This window comes from Actinoplanes awajinensis subsp. mycoplanecinus, assembly GCF_001509495.1.
Lineage (GTDB): Bacteria > Actinomycetota > Actinomycetes > Mycobacteriales > Micromonosporaceae > Actinoplanes > Actinoplanes palleronii.
The window spans coordinates 99811-121045 of sequence record NZ_LLZH01000281.1; the positions used below are offsets into that span (position 1 = coordinate 99811).

A 21235-nucleotide genomic window follows, 5' to 3' on the forward strand; every position below is an offset into this window, starting at 1 on the left:
CCCGCAGCGGTGCGCACCACAAAGCAACAAAAACGAGGCCCCCTCACGGGGGCCTCGTCAGCGATCAGAAACAGCGATCAGAAACGGTCGGATCAGTTGGGGCGGTCGCGGCGCACCGTGGGGCGGCGGCCGCGGATCGTGCTGTGGCTCAGCGCGCGGATCACCTTCTCCGCTTCCGCCTCGGGCACCTCGACCAGCGAGAACCGGTCGGTGATCTGGATGGCACCGACGTCGCGGGCCGACAGCCCGGCCTCACCGGCGATCGCGCCGACCAGGTCCTGCGGCCGCACCCCGGCCCGGCGTCCCAGGCCGACGAACACCCGGGTCACCGCGCCGCCGTCGGCGCGGCCCCGGCGCGGTCCGGTGCCCGGACCACCCGCCGAACGGCCCCGCTCGTCGCGCTCGCGGACCGGGGAGATCGTCGGGATCTCCGCCTCGTCGACGTCGCCGCCGTTCGCCTCGTGCAGCAGCTTCAGCGCCGCCAGCGCGACCAGCTCGATGTCCGACTCGTCGGTCAGTGAGTCCAGCACCGCCCGGAACCGCTCGAGATCCTCGGCCGTCAGCGCTTCCTGCACCGTCGTCCGGACCACCTCGAGGCGGCGGGCGCGCAGGTCGGTGACCGTGGGCAGCTTCTCCAGGGCGATCCGCTGGCCGGTCAGCCGCTCGATGGCCTTGAGCATCCGCTGCTCACGCGGCTCGGCGAGGGTGATCGCCGCACCGGTACGCCCGGCCCGGCCGACGCGGCCGATCCGGTGCACGTAGGCCTCGGGCGCCGACGGCACGTTGTAGTTGATGACGTGGGTCAGCTGCTCCACGTCCAGGCCGCGGGCCGCCACGTCCGTGGCCACCAGCAGCTCGGTGGCGCCGCCGCGCAGCCGGCCCATCACCCGGTCACGCTGGTCCTGGCTGAGGCCGCCGTGCAGGGCCTCGGCCCGGTACCCGCGACCGTTCAGGCTCTCGGTGACCTCGTCGACCTCTTCCCGCGTACGGCAGAAGACGATCGCCGCGGTGGGCGCCTCGACGTCCAGGACCCGGCCGAGCGCCGCGGTCTTGTGCGCGCGGGCGACCAGGTACGCACTCTGGCGCACCGTCGGCAGTCCATCGGCGGCGGAGGTGTCCTTGCCCATCCGGATCCGCAGCGGGTCCCGCAGGTGCCGGCGCGCGATGGCGTCGATCCGTGGCGGCATGGTGGCCGAGAAGAGCACGGTCTGCCGCTCCGCGGGCGTCTCGGCCAGGATCGCCTCGATGTCCTCGGCGAAGCCCATGTCGAGCATCTCGTCGGCCTCGTCGAGCACGACGGTGCGCACCGCGTCGAGCTGCAGGGTCTCCCGCTCGATGTGGTCCAGGATCCGGCCCGGGGTGCCGACGACCACGTCGACGCCGCGGCGCAGCACCTGCAGCTGCCGGCTGATCGGCTGGCCGCCGTAGACCGGCAGCACCCGCACGTTCAGGTCCCGCCCGTACCGGTGCACGGCCTGCGACACCTGCTCGGCGAGTTCGCGGGTCGGCACCAGGACCAGCGCGGCGGGGCTGGTGCCGCCGGTGGTCAGGCTCTGCAGCAGGGGTAGCGCGAAGGCGGCGGTCTTGCCGGTGCCGGTGGCGGCCTGACCGACCAGGTCGTGGCCCGCGATGAGCGGGGCGATTGCCTCCCGCTGGATCGGCGTGGGCTCCTCGTAACCGAGATCGGAAAGGGCGCGGAGCAGCTCGGGCCGCAGTCCCAGTCCGGCGAAGCCTCCATCGGTGCTGGTAGCGAGGTCTTCGTCCATGGAAGCAAGGATACGGAGCCGTTCTGGCGGCCCGCGTGCGGGCCGTACAGGTGTTACTTAACGTACGCGCTGGTCGGCCGTTGACGTGCTAAAAGGGACGATAGCTACCCCACCCATCTCCTCGATCCGCCGCCACAACGGCGCGAGCGCCTTCTCCGGGTCACGGCTGAAGACACTGCCCCTGATCCGTACGAAAACGCAGTTGCCCACCCGCTCCAGCAGCGCCTGGCGCCGGATGTCGTCCTCCCAGCGGTCCGGCCCGTGATACGCGTCTCCGTCGCACTCGATCGCCAGCCGCCGCCCGTCACCCGTCGGGAGGACGAAGTCGATCCGATAGCTGCCGATCTTGAACTGGGGCAGCGGCCGCAGCCCGCGCAGCAGCATCCGTTTCAGCACCGCCCGCTCGAAGTCGCTGTCACAGCGCTGTTCCAGGTCGCCGTACGACTCGGTCGCCGTCCCCACGTTCTGGCAGTACGTCAGCAGCTGCCCGCGCGCGTCGTCGCCCGGCACGTCACCGGGCTGGAACGAGTGGAACACCCACAGCTGATCGCGGGCCCGGGACGCCGCCACGTTGATCCGCCGGTGGTAGTCGCGTTTGGTGAACGCCGCGATCCGCCCGTCGTTCGCGGACACCACCATCGACAGCAGCACCACGTCCCGCTCGTCGCCCTGGAACGTGTACGAGTCGCCGACCCGCAGCCGCCGCCGCTCCATCTCCTCCAGCCCGATCGTGGCCTGCAACCGTTGCAGGAGATACATCCCCTGGTCGCTGCCGCTGAGCAGGCTGATCACGCCGAGGCTCTTCCCGTCGTACGCCGGATCCTCGACGATCGTCTGGACCTGGGTCAGCAACCGTTCCGCCTCCGCGACATTGACGTCGCCGAAGGCGGCGATCGCCTGCCGTGTCCCGTCCGGTACGTGCACCGCGCGCACCGGCTCACCGATCCCGGCCGGCCGATCGGTGCGCAACGGTTCGATCCGGTGCTCGTAGTAGGTGGCGCTGGAGAACTCGATGATCTGCGGCACGCAGCGGAAGTGCTCGGTCAGCAGGATCCGCTCGGAGCGGCGCACCGCGTGGTCGTAGAGGCTGCCCTCCGGGTCGAACTGGTTCGCCGACGGCACGTCCGGCAGGTGCGCCTCGATCAGGCCCTGCACGTCGCCGAGGAACGTCAGCTGCGGGCCGATCTGCTGGTCGTCGCCGACCACCACGGCGCGTTCGGCCAGGCTCAGCACCGGCAGCGCGAACATGTCGGCCTGCGACGCCTCGTCCACGATGATCACGTCGAAGCGCGCGCCGCCGGCGAACTGCTCGATCGCCCGGTCGATCGACATGACCCAGACCGGCACGGCGTCGACCGCGGCCGACATCTGCCGCTGCGCCTCGGCCTGCCAGTGCGAGGCCTTCTTCCCGGTGCCCTTGCCGATCTTGCGGAGTGAGGTGGCCCAGTCGGCGAGCGCGGCGCGTTTCCGGTCGTCGAGCGCGCGGGAGACGGCCAGCCACGCGGACGCGACGACCAGCTCGTGGGTGAGCTGCCGGATCGCCTGCCGGGCTCGCTCCACCCGCCGGCCCAGCGTCTCCACGTCCAGGTCGCCGATCACCTCGTCGAACCAGGTCTGCGCCTGCCGCCACCGCCATCGCTGCAGGCAGTCGGCGCCGTTGCCGTGCAGGGCGGCCGCGGTGCCCGCGCCGATCTCCGCGGTCCAGGTCGGCGCGACGGCGCCGAGCCGCGCGGAGAATTCCGTGTACGCCAGCGCGTCCGGGCGCAGCGCGGCCAGCCGGCGGATCTCCGCGCACGTGCCGTCCCATCCGGCCAGGTCGGCGTCCTGCCACTGCATGTCGAGCAGCCGCCACAGGTCGCTGGCGTCGGGCTGCGACATGCCGTCCTGCAGGTAGGCCACGATCCGCTGATCCGTCTCGGTCAGGTGATCGTGCTCGAACAGCACCGCGACCCGGCCCAGCAGCTCGGCCGCCTGCGCCAGCACCGCGCTCTCGGCCCGGGGCTCCAGCTGAGGCAGCACCAGCCGCAACTCGTCGTAGAGCGCCGGCCACTCGTCGTGGTCCCACCGCACCGCGATCCGGGCCTGCTCGATCAGCCCGCTCGCCCACAGCTCCGGGAACCCGGTGAACTGATCGGCCGGGATGTGCAGCCACTGCGCCCAGTCGGTCCACCGCCCGGCCAGCTGGCTCCGGACCTGGACCCGGGTCACGTAGGCGATCACCAGAACGACGTCGTCGGCGGTGCGCAACGGCTCGCCGTCCACCAGGCACTCCGCGGCGAGCCGGGCCAGCCCGCTCTGGAAGACCCGGCTCACCCCCTTGCCGGCGGCGAACCGCTGCCGCAGCTCGGCCAACTCGGCCTGCAACTGCCGGGGCTGCCCGAGGTGGCTGTCCGGAACGGTCACGGTGTGCCCGCCGATCGCGCCGGCGGCCTCGGCCAGCTGCACCAGCGCGGCCTGGCACCCGGCGACGTGCTGCTGCCACTGCTGTGCCCACTGCGGGTCGGCCAGCTGCCGCCCGAGCCGGTCCACCCACGCGCCCTCGCGCCGCCGCAACAGTCCCACGGTGTCGTGCAACCGCAGGGTGAGCTGCGACAACCCGTCCGGACCGGACCGACGGACCGCGGCGAGGTGCACCCCGGCGTCCGCCAGCGCCGCGAGGTCCGCGGCAAGTGCCGCCTGCCGGCGCCGATTCGCGAGCATCGCCGCTGCTTGCGGCAGTTCCGCGGCCGGCGGCAGATGTCTTTTCGCTTGTACGCGGTCAGCCGGATCCAGCGTCACCGCCAGCCGCAGCAACTGCGCGAACTCGTCGGCGCTCAGCGGCGGCGGCTGATCCTCCGGTACGGCATCCGGGATGTCGCCGAACGCGGCCTCCCGCGCCACCAGCCACTCACCCACGTCCGCGGGGCTCAGCGGGGCGCCGTCGATGCGGTAGGTGCGCGCGTCGTTCTCGGCGATCGACCGCAACGCCGCGAGCGCCCGGCCCAGCTCCCGCTCGGTCTCCTCCACCTGACCGGTCAGCGCGTCGATCCGCTGCTGCTCCCGGTGCTGGTCCAGCGTCGCCGCCCGGTCGGACAGCTCCCGCGCCGCGTGCTGCAACTGGGTCAGCTGGTCGGCGGAGCGGCCCAGCACGGCCAGGCACAGCGCCCGGATCTCGGCCGGCAGCCCGTCGCGCAGCACCCGCAGCGGATCCTCCTTCTGCGCCACCACCAGGACCCGCTTGCCGTGCGCCATCAGGTGCGAGATCAGGTTCCGGATGGTGTGCGTCTTGCCGGTGCCGGGCGGACCCTGCACCGCGACGTTCCGGTTGCCGGCCAGCCGGCGCGCGATCGACTCCTGCGCCTCGTTCGTCGGCAGCGGCATCAGCAGCCGCCCACCGACGGGTTTCCAGCGTTCCGGCTCGTCGCCGGGCATCGCCAACCGGCTCGGTTCGTGCGCGACGATCGAGGCCAGCGCGCCGACGCTGTCCAGGTCACCGGCCGCGAGCCGGTCCCGCAGCTGCTCCAGGAAGCGCCGCAGCATCCGCTGCCGGGGGCGGACGAACAGCACCCCGGTGTCGTGCACGTGCGGCCCGTCGACGGCCGGCCCGGTGGCGTCGCGCAGTACCGGATCGTGGCCCAGCCGGCGCAGCGCCCGCTCGAACAGCTCCCGGCGCTCCAGGTCGTCCCAGAGGTCGACGCTGACCAGGCCGCCGTCGCCGAGCGCGAGCAGCTGGCGCAGGTGCCGGTCGTCGATGCCGATCAGCGCGTCGGTCTGCAGCCGGGGCGGCCCCTGCGGTGACACGCTGACCACCGAGAGGTCCGCGTCGTAGTCGATCGTCACCGGCGTGACCAGCAGCGGATAGGCGACCCGCTGATCGGCGACGGTCAGGTGGACGACCCCGTGCCCCCAGACGAGTTCCTCGGCCGCGGTGTTCATGTCCAGCCGGCTGCGCATCTCGCTCAGCCGCGCGTGCAACTCCCGGGTCGCGTCCACCGGCCGGGTCTCGGCCGCCCACGGCCGCCAGACCTGCTCGCGCCACTCCGCGACCTCGGTCTCCAGCGTGGCGGCCCGGTCCGGGTCCACGCCGGGCGGCGCCCGGAAGACCGGCTCCTGATCCGCGACGACCGGCTCCCGCAGCGCCTCGGCCAGGCGCCGGGGCGTTTCCAGCGCCCGCACCTTCGGTGGCCGTCCGACCTGCAGCCAGGCGGCCTCGTCGCCCTGCGGCCCGAGCCGGCACTGCGGATGCGCGGGCAGCTGGTGCTGCCACACCCGGGCCTCGGCCGGCACGGTCCGGGTCGGCTTCTCCATCTGAGCACGCACCGCGAGGAGATATTCGGTCAGGCTCGCGGCCCGGGTACGGATGGTGCCGGGTTCCTCGTGCAGCACCGAGGCAGTTCTCCTTCAGCCGGACCGGGGATCGAGCACGGACCCCCTACACGCTAGGTGGTCGTGTCGATGCGGTCCGTGCCGGGTCTCAGGCGCAGCCGGGGAAGTCTTTCTTGGCCCAGCGCTGGGTGCCGGTCTGGTTCATCACCACGACCTCGTCGGCGCGGTTGCCGTTGCCTGAGCACCAGACCGGTTTGACGTAGCTGTCGAAATGGTCGCGGGCGGCCACGTAGGTGTATCCGGCCGAGGGATCCACATAGAGCAGCACGGTCCGGGTGCCGGTGGCCTTCTCGAGGTCCTTGAGCGCGCTTTCCAGATTGGCGGACACCGCGTCGCCGCTGACCGATCTGATCTGCACGGTGGAGGTGCGCGGGCCGCTGCGCACGACGAGGCCGGAATCCGATCCGATCGTCAGCTTCGCGGCCGGGTCCTCGCGCAGCATCCCGGCGGCGATCTGCAATTCCCGGCGGTGCCCGATCTGCTCGTTCACCGGCGTTCCGGGTGTCCCGGTGTCGTACTCGAAAATCAGGTCCGGCAGTTTCGTGTACAGGATTTCCGGGTTGGTCAGCCGGGTGGAGCGGACCAGCTCGCCGACCTCCGGCAGCGCGCCCGCGGTGACCACGTCCTCCATCGCCGCTATCGCTTTGCCGGCGTCGAAACCGCGTGCGCGGCGCATGGCGTCCAGCGCGAAGAGCACCGTCTCGGTCGGTGCCGGGCCCAGGGCGCCGAGGATTTTCGAGCGGCCCGGGACGATGCCGTTCTCCTGCAGCCGGCGCATCAGTCCGAGGGTCGAGCCGTGCAGTTCCCGGTTGAACACCTGCGCCTGGTAGTCGGCGGTGACGTTCTTGTTGGTCGGCGCCGGATTCGGGAAACTCATCGACGGTGTGGTCGCCGATTTCCCGGGTGCGATGGAACCGAGGTTCTTGACCTGGGTCTGCGTCATCCCGGGCGCCACCGAGGCGATCACCGAGGCGTCGCCGGCCGCCGTGCCGGTGTTGCGCACCGTCACTGACCAGGTGCAGGTCACCGTGCGGCAGGTGGTGGCCCGGACAGTCGTGTCGAAAGCGGGCCGTTTCGCCGGCACCTCGCCGATCGGCACCGACTCCTGCGGGGTGCGGGGCTGGCGGGCATTCTCCGGTGTCGGATTCACCAGCACGCTCACATAGGACGGGGTCACCAGCGGCCGGGATTCCAGGCCCAGCGGCGTGCCGAGCGGGGTGCCGTCCTGCATCGGGCCGCCGAACCACACCAGTCGATGCGGTTCCGCGCGGCTGACCATTGCTGTCCAGCCGTTGCGGCGCAATCCGACCACCGAGGTGCCGGCGATGGTTTCCGCGTCGGTGACCGGGGTGCCGCCGTCGCGCACCCAGTCCAGCATTCCGGCCAGGGCGGCCGGTGCCAGCCGGCTGTCGTCGACCGGGAACGGGGGGTCGTCCGGGCGTACCCAAAGGTCGGTGACGATGTCGGTGCGGGCCGGAGCGCGACGGGACCACCAGGCGCTGTCACCGCGTACCGCAATGGTGTCGCCGGAGGCGTGATAATCCGCTTTCCCGCCGCCCGCGTCGGTCAGCGTGCCTATCGCGAATCCGTCTTTCGTGACCGTCAGGTCGCCGGTGACGTCAACGCCGGCCTGGTCGAAGAAACTCACCTCGAGCGACGCGGTGTCCCGGTCCCGCAGCGCCGTCGCGGCCTGCGCGGCGGCCGCCGCGGAATCCGGCGTCGTCGCAGGCCGGGTCTGCAGATAAAAAAGGCCGAGAGTGGCGGCGAGCGCCAGGGCCAACGCGACGCCGATCAGCAGTCCGGGTCCGCGGGGCGACCTTTCGGCCGCGCGTTTTTCCTCGGGTACGACAGGAGCCGCCGGTGGTCCGTCCCCGCTCGTCGACGGCGCGGGTGGTGCCACGCCGGGTGTCGCCCGTGAGGGTTGCGGGGGAGCGGGCGGCGGGCGCCGGGCGGGGGTGAAGAGCGGCTGGTGCTGCTGCGGCACCGGTGCGGCGGGTGGGGTCACCGGGTCGGGGGCGCGGGGCGGCGGGGCGACCGGTTCGGGGGTGCGCGGCGGGGCGACCGGTTTCCGGGTCTGCGGGCGAACCGGTGTCGCCCACGGGTTGGACATGCGCGGGGTGGCGGGGGATGGCGATTCCCTCGAGACGACCGTCGGTTGTGGTGGCTCGGCGTCGGTGACCTTCGCAGGATCCCCGGCGGGCGGCTCGGGCTCTGCCGAGCGCGCCGGCACCGGCCGGGTGCGGCCCGGCGGCGGTGAAGCGGCCTGGCGCGGGGGAGGAGTGGGGTCGGTCCTGCGCGGCGGGCTGTGACCGGGTTTGCGCGCGGGAGCGGGGTCGGTTTTGCGCGGGGGTGTGTCCCACGGGCCGGGGCTGGGTGCCCGTTCCGCGTCGTCGCCCTCCGGATCCATCCACAACCTCCCGGTGCGTGCCCGGACGATCCTAGTGAGGAGAGTCGATAACCGGCGGATCGGAACGACGATTTGGCACGTTCGGCGGCCGGCGGGTGCGAGCCGAAATTCTGTCGCACCCGGACGGTACGCTGCGGTCATGGTCGATGGCTTGCTCGACTCCTGGAGCATCGGCCGCACGTTTTCGAGTCGGGGGATCGCATGACTCAGCCGCCGTCGGGTGGGCAACCGGAGCAGCCGTCGCAGGATGACCGGCAGCCTCCGCAGATGCCGCAGCAACCACAACCTCAGCCGCCGTCACCGACGCCGCCGGTCCCGCAGCAGGGGCCGCCGGTCCCGGAGCAAGGGTCGGCGCCCCCGCCGGAGGGCCGGCCTCAGCCGGTGCCTCCGCCGGAAGGCCAGCCGCAGCAACCGCCGGTCCCGCCGGTGGGCTGGCCCCAGCCGCAGGACCCCTGGCAGCAGCCGCCCGCACCGGCGAGCTGGCAGCAACAGCCGCCTCCTCCGGCGGGCTGGCAGCAGCAGCCGCCACCGCCGGAGGGCTGGCAGCAACAGGCGCCACCGCCCGGGTGGCAGCAGCAACCGGCGCCGCCCGGGTGGCCGCAGCAGGCGGTTCCCCAGCAGGGTGGCTGGCCGCCGCAGCCGCCTCAGCAGGGCTGGCAGCCGCCGTTGACGCCGCCACCGCCGGTGGTGCCCGCGCCGCCGCGCGAGCCCAAGAAGTCCGACCGGCTCGCGGTCGCGGCCGGCAGCGCCTCGTTCCTGAGCGTCGGCTACTTCATGGCCCGGCGCGGTGGGTGGGGGTTCCTGACCCTGATCGTCTCGTTCGTCCTGCTGTTCTTCGTCGTGCCGTCGGTGCACACCGTGCTGATCGAGATCGTCGCGGTCCTCTGGTGGCTCGCGATGATCGTGCACGGCTTCTTCCTGGCCAAGGGCCCGGTCGAGCCGGCCGCCAAGCTCCGCCAGCGGGGGGTGGGCATCGCCGCGGCGGTCGCCGCGCTGCTGGTCCTCGGCCTGCTGCGGGTGCAGGCCGGTGGCATCGGCCAGACCGTGGCGGACGCCAAGGCCAGTGGCGACTGCCAGCACGCCATGGACAGCCTCGACAAGGTGTGGCTCGGCCTGCGCATCGCCGACGCGCCGCTGGCGGCCGAGGGTGACGACACCGTCTCCGCGTGCCGGGAGCTGACCGCCGCCGGCACGAAGCTCACCGACGGCCTGTCCGGTGACGTCACCGACCTCAACACCGGCTTCAACCAGATCGGCACGGTGCTCGCCACCCGGCCCGGGCACGAGAAGATGGCCGACGCGGTCGTCGACGGGTTCCTCGCCGGGCTGCCGGTCCAGGATCCCTGCACCACCGTGACGATCACCGACTGGATCACCAAGCGGCCGAAGACCGGCAACACCCTCGACCGGTCCGTCGAGGCGGTGGCCAAGCACGAGCCGGCCGCGCTGCTCGGCTGCGGCGACAAGCACATGGCGGCGGAGCAGTGGACCTCGGCGAAGGCGTCGTACCAGTCGCTGATCCAGGCGTACCCGGCCGACGCGGGCAAGGCCAAGGCGGTCGCCGGGATCGCCAAGGCCGACCTGGCCATCGAGCTGGCCACCGTCCGGGAGAAGCTGGAGGGCACCGGGACGAATTCCCAGCCGGCGTACTGCGGCAGCCCAGCGAAGTACAGCGCGGCCAAGGCGTACGGCAAGGGTGTCAACAAGGCGCTGTTCTTCGGCAACGACACCGAGTCGGGTCGGCTGCCCAAGACCTGGTCGGCCAGTGACGTCACCAATGCGACCCTGGTGGTCTGCATCGGCGACGACACCCGGGGCGCCTCGGTCCAGTCGTGCAGCTACCGGAGCAACTTCGGCACCGGCCCGAGCTACAAGGTGACGTTCCACAAGGTCAAGGTCGCGGTGAAGGCGTACGAGATCCGCACCGGCCGGGTGGTGTTCAACAAGACCATGCAGTTCGGCGGTTCCAGCTGCCCGTCGACGGTGTCGTACACGTCGACGCTCGGCAGCGACCTCGGCCCGCCCAGCCACATGGACGTCAAGGTCAACGCCAAGGACGTGAAGACCCAGTTCCAGAAGTTCGTCGTCAAGTAGCCCAGCGCACAGCGGCGTCACCCGGCCAGGTGGCGCCGCTGTGTCTTGGCAGGATGTGCCGGTGACGCTCACCCCCTGCACCGATCTGTCGGCCGCCCGCTGGCTGATGGACGATCCCCAGCCGTGGGGGTTCCAACTGCTCACCGTCGGCCCGGCCGGCTTCCCGGCGTACGCGCGGCTGCGGTTCCCGCCCGAGGTGCTCGACGGGCCCAGGCTCCAGCTGTGGGGGCGGGCGTATTACCTGTTCCGCGGGGCGCTGACCGACTTCGGGGACTGGGGCGGGGCCGAGATGTGGCCCGGCCAGCCGCGATTCGCCATGCCCGATCCCGGGTTCATCTGGCCGGCCGCCCGTGCGTGGTGCGTCGCCAACGACGTCGACCCGCCGTGGGCCGGCCTCAGCGGCAGCGTCCCGGCCGTCGACGAGGTGCTGGCCCTCGGGGGCGTCGACGTGGTGCGGGTGGACCCGGAGCGGGACCGGCCGGGGGACGGCTGATTCCGTACGGTCAAATCTTGGTGTTGATCTTGTCGGCGGAGCCGCGGGCGGCCTCGACCGTGTAGCGGCGCCCGGCCTCGGCGAGTTTGTCGGTCGCGGCCTCGACCAGGTCGATCCCGAGCACGTCGGCGAGCCGCACCAGGTAGATCGTGACGTCGCCGATCTCCGCGCGCACCCGCGGCCCGAGATCCGGATCGGTCATCACGGTCGCGGACTGCTCGGGCGTCAGCCACTGCAGCTCGGCCAGGAGCTCGCCGACCTCGCCGGCCAGCGCCATCGCCAGGTTCTTCGGCGTGTGGAACTGCTCCCAGTCCCGCTCCCGCGCGAACGCGCGCACCTTTTCGGTCAGCTCAGCGATGCTCGACAAGACGTTTCCCGGCCTCAGGTCGCGGTGGTGGTCAGCGCGATGGTAGGCGCGGCGACCGGTCAGTCGAGCACCGGGTGGGCGTCCTCGATGCGGCCGGCGTGCAGGTAGATCAGCAGTAACTCCTGGTCACGCTGCGGCAGATCGGCGTAGGCGGCATAGGCCACCTCGCGCGCGTGCGGGGTCTCGGCGGCGAGCAGCCCGATGATCGCCGCCCAGGCGACCGAGACCAGGTGGAACAGCCGGTCCTCGCGCAGCAGCGGCAGCCGGCTCAGCTCGCCCAGCAGGTCGGCGATCTCGTCCCGGCCGGCCCGCGTGATCAGCTCGAGGACGGCGGGGGCGCGCTGCGAGCCGCGGCCGCGGGCCAGCTCGGCCAGCTGCTCGTCCGGCAGTCCCGACAGCGGTTGCGTCACCTCATCGACCTTACGTCCTTCTCTGGAGTCGAGACCTCCTTCGCTCTAGAGTCGAGCGATGGACGCCGATCAAGCCCGCGCCCGGCTCGGGGCTGGTGACAAGTTCACGTTCGACGAGCTGGACGAGATCTGGGCGGCCCTGCCCACCGTCCGTCCCGAGGAGATCCTCGGGGCCTGGCGGGGCAGCGAATTCGTCACCGGGCACCGGTTCGAGGGCACCCTGGCCCGGATCGACTGGTACGGGAAGATCTTCACCTCGCTGACCGACGTGTCCCCGATCGTCTGCCGCCGGCCGGACGGCGCGCTCTACGACAACATCGAGATGGCCAAGGGCCGGGCGAGCCTGTGGACCGTCGAGTTCCGCGGCGAGCCGACGGCGACCATGATCTACGACGGCCAGCCGGTGCTCGACCACTTCAAACGGGCCGGTGAGCACACCCTGCTCGGGGTGATGAACGGCAAGGGCGTCCGCGACCAGGGCCGGTACTACTACTTCCGCCTCGACCGCGACCCCGGCTGACGTGCGGATCGAGGCGGCCCTCGTCGAGCAGCCCGGTGGACCGTTCGTGCTGCGGGACGTGGAGATCGCGGAACCGCGGGCGGACGAGATCCTGGTGCGGATCTCCGCGGCCGGGATCTGCCACACCGACCTGATCATGCGGGGCCGCTGGCCGGCCGCGCGGCTGCCGATGGTCTTCGGGCACGAGGGCGCCGGGATCGTCGAGGCGGCCGGCGACGCGGTCACCACGGTCCGGCCCGGCGATCACGTCTGCCTGAGTTTCCGCAGCTGCGGCACGTGCTCGGAGTGCTCGGCCGGGCAGCCGGCGTACTGCCTGGACAGTGCGGTGAACACGCGAGGGGTCAGCACCACGCTGAGCCGGGCCGGGCGGCCGGTGTTCGGTGGCTTCTTCGGGCAGTCCAGCTTCGCGACGTACGCGATCACGTACCCGAGCAACACCGTACGGATCCCCGCGGACTTTCCCGCCGTGCTCGCCGCGCCGCTCGGGTGCGGGGTGCAGACCGGGGCGGGAACCGTGTTCACCGTCCTCGACCCGTCGCCCGGTGACACCGTGGTGATCTTCGGGGCCGGTGGGGTCGGGCTCAGCGCACTGCTCGCCGCACGCACCCGGGACTGCCGGGTGATCGTGGTCGAGCCGCAGCCCGCGCGACGGGAGCTGGCCCGGGCGCTCGGCGCGGCGGAGACGGTCGAGCCGGGCGTGGAACTGCGGCAGGTCGCCCACCACGCGATCGACACCACCGGGCGGCCGGACACGATCGCGCGGGCGGTGACCGCGCTGCGGCGGCGGGGCACGCTCGCCCTCGTCGGCATCGGCGGCAGCGCAAGTGTCGACATCATGACCGTACTGGCCGGTGGTATCCGGATCCGCGGAGTGATCGAGGGGGACGCCGATCCGTTCCGGCTGCTCCCCGAGCTGATCGCGTTGCAGCAGGCCGGGCGGTTCCCGCTGGAACGGCTGGTCACCACGTATCCGTTCGGCGCGATCGAGGCGGCGGCGCAGGACGCCCTCGACGGCCGGACGATCAAGCCGGTGCTGCTGTTCGGCGCGCCGTGATCTCGGACCGAAGCGGATCGATCCCTCTTGTAGGCTCGCCCTCGACACACCGCCGAACGCAAGCCGAGGGATCCAGCCGATGAACGACGAGTCCGGGTTCCACGCGGACCGTACCCAGGAGATCACCCTTCGCGCGACGGCGCAGCCGGTGCCTCCGCAGCACGGCGGGGCCGAGGTGGTCGAGGCGGCCGCCTACCGGGGCGACACCGTCTTCGAGCGCGAGGTGATCGAGAAGCTGGCCGGCGCCGCGGCGCGGTCGGTGCCCGGTGTCGCCGAGCTGGGCGGGGACGTGGCGCGGTTCTTCAACGCCGTGCTCGACAAGGTCGGCCTGGACGAGGTCGGCGACGCCCGCCGCGGCGTGACGGCCAAGGTGGACGGCATCGACGTGGACCTCACCGTGGTGCTCTGCCTGCGGGCCGGCGAGGTGGTCGCCGAGGTGACCAAAGAGGTGCGCAGCCGGGTGATCGAGGCCGTCGAGAAGTACGGCGTGCACGTCAACAACTGCACGGTCAAGGTCGACGACATCCTGATGTCGTAGTGCTCCAGGAGCGGCTCATCGCCCGGGTCCGGGAACTCTGCCGGGAGGACGCCCGGCTGAGCGCGGCGCTGATCTACGGCTCGTTCGTCACCGGGGAGGCCGACGAGCACAGCGACGTCGAGTTCTGGCTGTTCTCCGACGAGCCGATGGATCCGCTCGCCTGGCTGGACGCGATCGGGCCGGCCCGGCACGTGGTCGTCAACGAGTTCGGCGCGCACGTGGTGTTCTTCCCCGGGCTGGTGCGCGGGGAGTTCCACTTCGCCGGCACCGCGGAGATCGCCTCGGTGGGGACGTGGCCGGCTCGGGGCGCGCCGGCCGAGCGCATGGTCGTCGTGGATCGGACCGGGGCGCTGCGGGTGGCTCTCGACTCGCTGCCCGCGGAGCCGGTGCTGCCGGACGACGTGGGGGAGTTGTGCGGGCGGTTCGCGAACTGGCTGGTGCTGGCGTACCGGGTGGCGGCGCGGGGTGAGCTGCTGCGGGCGGTGGACGCGCTGGCGCACGTGCAGCGGCATCTGCTGTGGATGGCCCGGCTTGCCGAGGGGCGTACCCAGCATTGGCTCACGCCGTCCCGGGCCGCGGAGACCGACCTGCCTCCGGACGTGGTGGCTGCCCTGCACCGGGTGACCGGCGACGCGGCATCGGTGACGCCGGCGCTCGCCGCGGCGTGGGTCTGCGGGCGTGGGTACTGGGTACGGCTGGTGCCGTCCGTACCGGTCGTGCTCTTCGAGGAACTGGACGCGGCATTTTTGTCGGAGGTGGCGGCTAGCCTTCCGGGTATGAAAGCGATCAACGTCCGCGAGCTGCGGCCCGGCGAGTTCAGCCTGTGGCTGGAGGCCGACATGAACGATGTCAACGAGGTCATCGCGGAGCTCGGGCACCTGCCCAACGGCTATTTCTGGGACGGCGTGGTCGACCGGATCGTGGCGCACGAGGCGCCGCATCTCGCGGGCCGCTTCAAACCCGACCCGGAGGCCGGGGCGTATTCCGCCTACGGCCCCGACCGGGCCGCGCTGGAGGATCTCGCCGCGCGGCTGACCGCCGCGGCCTCGGACCAGGCACGGGTGCGACACCTGCTCGCCCTCCCGCGACCCGGCACTAGCTGACCTGCTGGGTGCTCTCCCTGACCACCAGGCTCGTGGTCATCCGGACGTGCGGGGTGTCCAGGGTTTCGCCCCGGGCCAGGGTCAGCAGCGTCTCGGCGGCGCTGCGGCCCATGTCCTGCAGCGGCTGCCGGACCGTGGTCAGCGGCGGCGACGCCCACCCCGCCCCGGGCAGGTCGTCGAAGCCGACCACGCTGAGCTGCTCCGGGATGCCGACGCGCAGGCGGCGGGCCGCCTCGTAGACGCCCAGGGCCATGTGGTCGTTGGCGGCGAAGATCGCGGTCGGCGGGTGGTCGCGGGTCAGCAGGCGCAGCCCCGCGTCCAGGCCGGACCGGTGCAGGAAATCCCCGCACTCGACAAGCCCGCCGGCAAGCCCGTCGACAAGGCCGCCGGAGAGCCCGGCAGCACCAACGAGCCCGGCCTCCTCCAGCGCGGCCCGATACCCGTCGAACCGGGCCTGACTGCAGCGCAGGCCCGGATCCCCGGTGATCGTCGCGATCCGGCGGTGGCCGAGGTCGAGCAGGTGCCGGGTCGCGGCGTGGGCGCCGGCCCAGTTCGCGGCGTCGACAGTGGGGACCTGGCCCGGCACCCGGATCGCCGGGTCGAGTGCCACCACCGGGATGTTCAGGCTGCTCAGGGCGGATCGCATGGGTTCGTCGCCGGTGTTCGCGGCGAGGATCACGCCGTCGGTGCGGCCGATCCGCAGCCGCCGGAGCAGCTGCTCGGTCGCGGTGGCACCGCCGCTGAGCGAGGACACCACGATGCCGACACCGGCGTCCCGGGCGACCTCCTCGATGCCCCGGATGTGCTCGGTCTCCCAGGCACACTCGATCTCCGGGAAGATCACGTCGAACAGGGCGAGCGAGGAGCCGGCCCGCAGCGAGTTCCGGGCCCGGTATCCGTGCTCCCGCAGCAGATCCTCAACCCGGGACCGGGTCGACGGCGACACGCCGTCCCGGCCGTTCAGCACCCGGGACACGGTCGGCACGGACACTCCGGCGACCCGCGCGATCGACTGCATGGTCACCCTGGACGAGGTCATAACCGACCCTCATCCATCGATACCGGTTAGTCAAACGAGTTCGCACCGACACCGGCCTGGCAAGCGAGGGCCGATGCAAGGTCGGGCGAGCGAGGGTCGATGCACGGCCGGGCGATCGAGGTCAGTACGTCGGGCACAACCGCGCCCGCACCACCTTGATGACCTGCGAAGCGGTGGCATCGGCCAGCCCGTCCGGGGTCTTCGCCGTGGTGAACCGCTGGCCGGCGACCTTCGTCCACTCCTTCTCCGGGCGGGCCTTGATGTCGCGGCACTGGTCCCGGCCGCGGTTCACCAGCGCTTCCGGGTCGGTGGTGGCGACGAGCGCCGGGTCGATCGCCTTCAGATCCGCGAGGTACGACTGCGTGGTCGCCGCGTCCGGCTTCGGCGGGAACCCGAGCTGCGCTTCGGCGCTGGCCTTGAGCCCCGGTTCCGCCCCGGTGCCGACGGCGACCGGCGAGTCCTGCGCGGCCGGGGCGATCGTCGATTCGGATCCGCTGGAGCATCCGGTGACGCAGACGGTCAGGGCGGCGAGGGTGGCGGCGATGGCAAGCGTGCGAGACATGTCCGGGTCAACGAGAGCGCCGCCGGATGGTCACCACTGCATGACCGCCACCATATCTTGGTGACCAAGGTATAGTGGCGATCATGGCAGATCCCATGCGGGAACCGACGTTCCTGATTCTGACCGCGCTGGCCGACGAGGCCCGGCACGGATACGGCCTGATCACCGAGGTGAGCCGGCTCTCCGAGGGCCGGGTCGCCCTCAAACCCGGCACGCTCTACGGCGCGCTGGACCGGCTCGCCGACGAGGGCCTGGTCGCCCGGGACCGCGAGGAGGTCGTCGACGGCCGGCTGCGCCGCTACTACCGGATCACCCCGGACGGGGAGCGCGCCCTGCGCGCCGAGACCGACCGGATGCGCCGGCACGTCGCGGCGGCCACCGCAAAGCTGGGCCCGATCGGCGGCGCCACGCAGGCAGGGGTGAGCTTCGCATGACCGACACCCCCACCGAGCCGTCGACCACCCCGACCGCCGATCTCGCCGCCGCTTACCAGCGACTCCTGTTCGCCTACCCGAGCCGCTACCGGCGCGAACGCGGCCCCGAGCTCGTCGACCTCTACCTGGAGATGGCCGGCGACCGCCGCAGCCCCGGGTTCGCCGACACCGCCGACCTGATCCGTGGCGGCCTGCGCGAACGCCTGCGCACCATCGGCCTCGGCGGCCTCGCCGACGGGGTCTCCGCGGCCGGCGTGCTGGCCCTCGCCACCCTCGGCGCGCTCGCGGTCTATTTCCTGTCCACCGTCGAGGTGCAGCACCTCTGGCCGAACGCGACCCAGGTGAACCTGCCGCTCGGCCCGTTCCGCACGCCGGCCGCGCTCGCCTATCTCGCCTGCCTGATGGCCGTGCTGGCCTTCGCCGCGCGGCCCGGCCGGTTCGCCCGTGTGGTCGCGGTCGTCGCTCTGCTGCTGGTCACGGCGGTGCTGCTGGTCCGGGCGACGGTCGGCATCCCGGTCGTCTCGATGCCCGGTTACCTCCTGCTCCCGCTGGTCGCCCTGGCCCTGCTGGCCCTCGCCGCGCCGAGCACCCCGTCCTGGCCGGTCCGGCTCCTGCCGCTCGCCGCCGCCGTCGCGACGTTCCTGGCCGGCGGTGCACACCTGCCACTGACCTCGCTCGCGGTGGGCGTCGACGAGCCGGTCGGCAACGTCTGGGACACCACGACCTGGGGTTACCGCTTCTGCTGCGGCTACATCACGCCCACCATGTACATCCTGCACCTGATCGCCCTGGCCCTGCTGACCGCCGCCGTCCTGCTGGCGCTGCGCGACGCCGGGGCCGGCCGGGCCCGCGGTGCCTGGACCCTGCTGATCCTGCTCACCCCGATGACCCTGATGGAGGCGATGCGCCTGAACGACATCGCCCCGTTCTCCACGATCAGCCGGCTCGTCGGCTCCCACGACTACGAGCGCCAGGTGGTCATCGCCGGCCTGCTCGGCGTCCTGATCACCGGCGTCCTGCTCCCCCTCGCCACCGGCCAGGCCGTCCGCCTCGCCCGGCACCGCAAACGCATCCTCGACTGACGATCCGCTGTCCGCTTCCGGTCACCCCTTTTCCGGTACGAACACGGGCGCTCCGTAGCCGTACCAGGAAAATGCGGTCAGGGGTGGGCGGCGAACCTGGGGCCGGACTTGTGCAGCAAGGGGAGGATGGCGTCGGGCGGCAGCGGCCGGGAGAACAGATAGCCCTGGCCGGTGTCGCAGCCCAGCTGGCGCAGGCGGTCGGCCTGGAGGCGGGTTTCGACGGCCTCGGCGGTGACCGTGATGTTAAGGGCGTGTGCGAGCCGGACGATTGTCTCGACGATCTGCTCGTCGACGGCGGCGCCCTCCGAGGCGGATGCCGGATTGCGGAGTCCGTCGACGAACGGGCCGGCCAGTTTGAGGATGTGGATCGGGAGCCGGCGCAGGTAGGCGAGGTTGGAGTAGCCGGTGCCGAAGTCGTCGATGGCGATCCGGATGCCGCGGTCGGCGAGGCCGTCGAGGGCGGCGAGCGGCGCGCCGTCGGTGTCCATGATCGCGCTCTCGGTGAGTTCCAGGACGAGCAGGCGCGGGTCGAGGCCGGTGTCCGCGAGGATCTTGGCGACTTCGGAGGGGAACGCCGGCTCGTGGGCCTGGGCGACGGTGATGTTGACGCTCACGAAGATCGGCGTGTCCGGGAGGCGGCGGGCCCAGTCGGCGGCCTGGGCGCAGGCCTGTTCCAGCACGTGCCGGCCGAGCGCGACGATCACGCCGGTCTCCTCGGCGAGCGGGATGAACGTGCTGGGGGAGAGTTCGCCGAGCAGCGGATGCTGCCAGCGGACCAGCGCCTCCACGCCGCGCGGGCGCTCGTCGGCGAGCGAGACCAGCGGCTGGTAGACGACGCTGAACTCACCGCGATCGAGGGCGTCCGGCATCGCGGCGGCCAGGGCGTAGCGGGCGGACTGCCGGGCGTTGCGGTCGGCGTCGTACATGACGTAGCGGGCGCGGCCCTCGGACTTCGCGACGTAGAGGGTGAGGTCGGCGGCCTTCATCAGCTCGGCGGGCGTGGTGGCGCCGACGTCGCTGTCCACCACCCCGATGCTCGCCGAGACGCGCAGATGATGACGACCGATTTCGTACGGCCGGGTCAGCTCGGTCAGCATCCGCTCGGCCAGCGCGCGCATCTCGTCCGGCCCGGACGGGTCCCGGACCGCGAGCACGAACTCGTCACCGCTCATCCGGCCGGCCACCCGGCACGGCTCGTCGGCGCACCCGGCCAGCCGCTCGGCGACCGCCACCAGCAGCGCGTCGCCGACGAGGTGGCCGAGCGTGTCGTTGATCCGTTTGAAGCCGTCCAGGTCGAGGTAGCAGAGGCCGACCCGCCCCGCCGTCTCGAAGATCCGTTCCAGGTGCGCGGCGATCATCGTCCGGTTCGGCAGGCCGGTCAGCGGGTCGTGGGTGGCCTGGTGCTCCAGACTCTCCTGCAGCCGCCGGGGCTCGGTGATGTCGTGCACCATCGCGATGGTCAACTCCGGCGCGCCCTGCTCGTCGCGGATCAGCGACGACGTCAGGTCGGTCCAGACCGCCCCGCCGTCCGAGCGCGGGTACGCCTTCTCCAGCCGCACGTGGTCGCGCTCGCCGCGGATCATCTCCTCGTACAGCTGCCACATGCCGGGCGGGTCGCTCGGGTGGGCCAGCTGCGGCACGGTCATCGTGCACATCTCGTCGACGGTGTAGCCGAGCAGGTCGGCGAACGCCTGGTTGACCCGGACGATCCGGCCGTCCATGGTGCTCACCCCGATGCCGATCGCGGCGTGGTGGAAGATCGCCCGCAGCCGGGACTCGCTGGCCCGCAACGCCCGCTCGACCGAGGCGTGCCCCTGCAACACCGCCCGGGTCAGCTGCTCCTGCTCGGCCATGGTGGCCTGGCGCAGCGCCTGGGCGTACCCGGCGGCGACCGCGCCCGCGAGCTCCCGGTCGGCGATCAGCGGGAGGGTCTGCGCCAGCACCTCCGGATCGGTCAGGTGCGCCCGGACCAGTTCCGCGCCGACCTCCCGGCCGTCGGTGCCCTGGTGGAGCCGGTCGGCGAGCCGCTGCAGCAGGGCTTCCAAGTCGACGCCGTCCAGGGGGACGAAGCCGGTCTGGGGGATCTTCTGCAGCCAGAGTTGGACGAAGTCGGTCATCCCTTGCGGCCGACGCCGGCGTACGCTCCCACTCGCTCAGGGTGCTCGTCGACCGGATCCTGTGGGTCCGGCCGCCACTGCGGGATGAAGACCAGGCCCGGTTCGACCAGATCAAACCCTTGAAAGTACGAGGTGACCGCGGCCGCCGGGCGCAGCACGATCTCGGTGGCCGTCCGCCCGGACAGCTTCTGCGCCTCGATCACCTCGGCCGGCTGCCCGTCCCCGGTGGCGTGCGAGATCAGCAGGTAGCTGCCCGGCGCGACGGCCGCACCCAGCGCCGCCACCGCCGAGGCCGGATCGTCGGCGTCCGGTACGAAGTGCAGCACCCCGGCCAGCAGCACCGCGACCGGCCGGGTGAAGTCCAGGCCGAGCTTCTCCGCCTCGGCGAGCACCCGGTCGGCGTCGCGCACGTCGGCGCAGATCACCCCGGTCCGGTCCACGCCGGCCAGGATCGCCCGGCTGTGCTCGACCGCCACCGGGTCGATGTCGACGTAGACGACGCTCGCGCCGGGCGCCGCCGCGAGCGCGATCTCGTGCACGTTGCCGGCGGTCGGGATGCCCGAGCCGATGTCCAGGAACTGGCGGATGCCCTGCCCGGCCAGGTAGCGCACCGCCCGGCGCAGGAAGACCCGGTTGGACCGCATGGTCTCACCGATGTTCGGCGTCATCGCGGCGATCTGCTCGGCGAGCGCCCGGTCGACCGCGAAGTTGTGCGCCCCACCCAGGAAGTAGTCGTAGACGCGCGCCGCACTCGGCCGATTCACGTCGATCCCGGCCGGCACCCACTCGATCGGCTCCGTCACGCCAGCCCTCCATGATCCCCATCGGACACTCCGCCAAGAACCACAACTGTCTATCGTTCCTGCCCCAGGAAGGCAACTGTC

Annotated in this window: 17 protein-coding genes; 8 read left to right on the forward strand and 9 right to left on the reverse strand. The window is 72.1% G+C overall.

The window, feature by feature from the left end; genetic code table 11:
• Nucleotides 1-92: 92 nt before the first annotated feature.
• From ADL15_RS29035 to ADL15_RS29045, 3 genes are all read right to left on the reverse strand, one after another.
• A complete protein-coding gene (locus ADL15_RS29035) occupies nt 93-1766 on the reverse strand; it encodes a DEAD/DEAH box helicase (RefSeq protein ID WP_067697821.1) in 1674 nt (557 codons plus the stop codon).
• A gap of 57 nt (nt 1767-1823) precedes the next feature.
• Nucleotides 1824-6131: an AAA domain-containing protein gene (locus tag ADL15_RS29040; RefSeq protein ID WP_232344440.1), complete on the reverse strand. Its 4308-nt coding sequence runs from the start codon at nt 6129-6131 to the stop codon at nt 1824-1826.
• Between the two features lie 88 nt (nt 6132-6219).
• A complete protein-coding gene (locus tag ADL15_RS29045) occupies nt 6220-8241 on the reverse strand; it encodes a hypothetical protein (RefSeq protein WP_157441673.1) in 2022 nt (673 codons plus the stop codon).
• 678 nt (nt 8242-8919) lie between these two features.
• Here ADL15_RS29045 and ADL15_RS29050 point away from each other — a divergent pair.
• Together ADL15_RS29050 and ADL15_RS29055 are read left to right on the forward strand one after the other, a co-directional pair.
• The gene (locus ADL15_RS29050) at nt 8920-10632 is read left to right on the forward strand and encodes a proline-rich domain-containing protein (RefSeq protein ID WP_157441674.1); all 1713 of its coding nucleotides are present in this window, start codon (nt 8920-8922) and stop codon (nt 10630-10632) included.
• 61 nt (nt 10633-10693) lie between these two features.
• Nucleotides 10694-11125, forward strand: coding sequence for a hypothetical protein (locus ADL15_RS29055; protein WP_083971897.1), 432 nt, complete (start codon nt 10694-10696; stop codon nt 11123-11125).
• 10 nt (nt 11126-11135) lie between these two features.
• Here the strand turns inward: ADL15_RS29055 and ADL15_RS29060 are convergent, their stop codons facing one another.
• Both ADL15_RS29060 and ADL15_RS29065 read right to left on the reverse strand, forming a co-directional pair.
• Nucleotides 11136-11492 (reverse strand): nucleotide pyrophosphohydrolase, encoded by a 357-nt coding sequence (locus ADL15_RS29060; protein WP_373872805.1) that lies wholly within the window; start codon nt 11490-11492, stop codon nt 11136-11138.
• Nucleotides 11493-11551: 59 nt separating this feature from the next.
• Nucleotides 11552-11902 carry a hypothetical protein gene (locus ADL15_RS29065; RefSeq protein WP_232344442.1) on the reverse strand — a complete coding sequence of 117 codons (351 nt, stop codon included), beginning with the start codon at nt 11900-11902 and terminating at the stop codon, nt 11552-11554.
• 58 nt (nt 11903-11960) lie between these two features.
• Between ADL15_RS29065 and ADL15_RS29070 the strand changes: the two genes are divergently transcribed.
• From ADL15_RS29070 to ADL15_RS55705, 4 genes are all read left to right on the forward strand, one after another.
• Nucleotides 11961-12422 (forward strand): DUF4334 domain-containing protein, encoded by a 462-nt coding sequence (locus ADL15_RS29070; protein ID WP_067697838.1) that lies wholly within the window; start codon nt 11961-11963, stop codon nt 12420-12422.
• Nucleotide 12423: 1 nt separating this feature from the next.
• Nucleotides 12424-13476: an NAD(P)-dependent alcohol dehydrogenase gene (locus tag ADL15_RS29075; RefSeq protein WP_067697840.1), complete on the forward strand. Its 1053-nt coding sequence runs from the start codon at nt 12424-12426 to the stop codon at nt 13474-13476.
• Nucleotides 13477-13555: 79 nt separating this feature from the next.
• A complete protein-coding gene (locus tag ADL15_RS29080) occupies nt 13556-14014 on the forward strand; it encodes an Asp23/Gls24 family envelope stress response protein (protein WP_067697842.1) in 459 nt (152 codons plus the stop codon).
• Nucleotides 14014-15117: an Imm51 family immunity protein gene (locus tag ADL15_RS55705; RefSeq protein WP_067697844.1), complete on the forward strand. Its 1104-nt coding sequence runs from the start codon at nt 14014-14016 to the stop codon at nt 15115-15117. The genes ADL15_RS29080 and ADL15_RS55705 overlap by 1 nt, the downstream gene beginning before the upstream one ends.
• On the opposite strand, the gene ADL15_RS29090 is transcribed toward ADL15_RS55705, so the two are convergent.
• Both ADL15_RS29090 and ADL15_RS29095 read right to left on the reverse strand, forming a co-directional pair.
• The gene (locus ADL15_RS29090; protein ID WP_067697846.1) at nt 15110-16156 is read right to left on the reverse strand and encodes a LacI family DNA-binding transcriptional regulator; all 1047 of its coding nucleotides are present in this window, start codon (nt 16154-16156) and stop codon (nt 15110-15112) included. The two genes, ADL15_RS55705 and ADL15_RS29090, sit on opposite strands and share 8 nt — an antisense overlap.
• Before the next feature lie 121 nt (nt 16157-16277).
• Nucleotides 16278-16718, reverse strand: a complete 441-nt coding sequence (locus tag ADL15_RS29095; RefSeq protein WP_067697848.1) for a hypothetical protein — start codon at nt 16716-16718, stop codon at nt 16278-16280.
• An 83-nt stretch (nt 16719-16801) separates the two neighbouring features.
• Here ADL15_RS29095 and ADL15_RS29100 point away from each other — a divergent pair, with 83 nt between their 5' ends.
• Both ADL15_RS29100 and ADL15_RS29105 read left to right on the forward strand, forming a co-directional pair.
• A complete protein-coding gene (locus tag ADL15_RS29100; protein ID WP_067698049.1) occupies nt 16802-17152 on the forward strand; it encodes a PadR family transcriptional regulator in 351 nt (116 codons plus the stop codon).
• On the forward strand, nt 17149-18234 hold the full coding sequence (locus ADL15_RS29105; protein WP_067697850.1) for a hypothetical protein: 1086 nt from the start codon (nt 17149-17151) through the stop codon (nt 18232-18234). The genes ADL15_RS29100 and ADL15_RS29105 overlap by 4 nt, the downstream gene beginning before the upstream one ends.
• 77 nt (nt 18235-18311) lie before the next feature.
• On the opposite strand, the gene ADL15_RS29110 is transcribed toward ADL15_RS29105, so the two are convergent.
• Together ADL15_RS29110 and ADL15_RS29115 are read right to left on the reverse strand one after the other, a co-directional pair.
• A complete protein-coding gene (locus tag ADL15_RS29110) occupies nt 18312-20351 on the reverse strand; it encodes a putative bifunctional diguanylate cyclase/phosphodiesterase (protein WP_067697852.1) in 2040 nt (679 codons plus the stop codon).
• On the reverse strand, nt 20348-21154 hold the full coding sequence (locus ADL15_RS29115) for an SAM-dependent methyltransferase (RefSeq protein WP_067697854.1): 807 nt from the start codon (nt 21152-21154) through the stop codon (nt 20348-20350). Before ADL15_RS29115 ends, ADL15_RS29110 begins: the two co-directional genes overlap by 4 nt.
• Between the last annotated feature and the right edge of the window lie 81 nt (nt 21155-21235).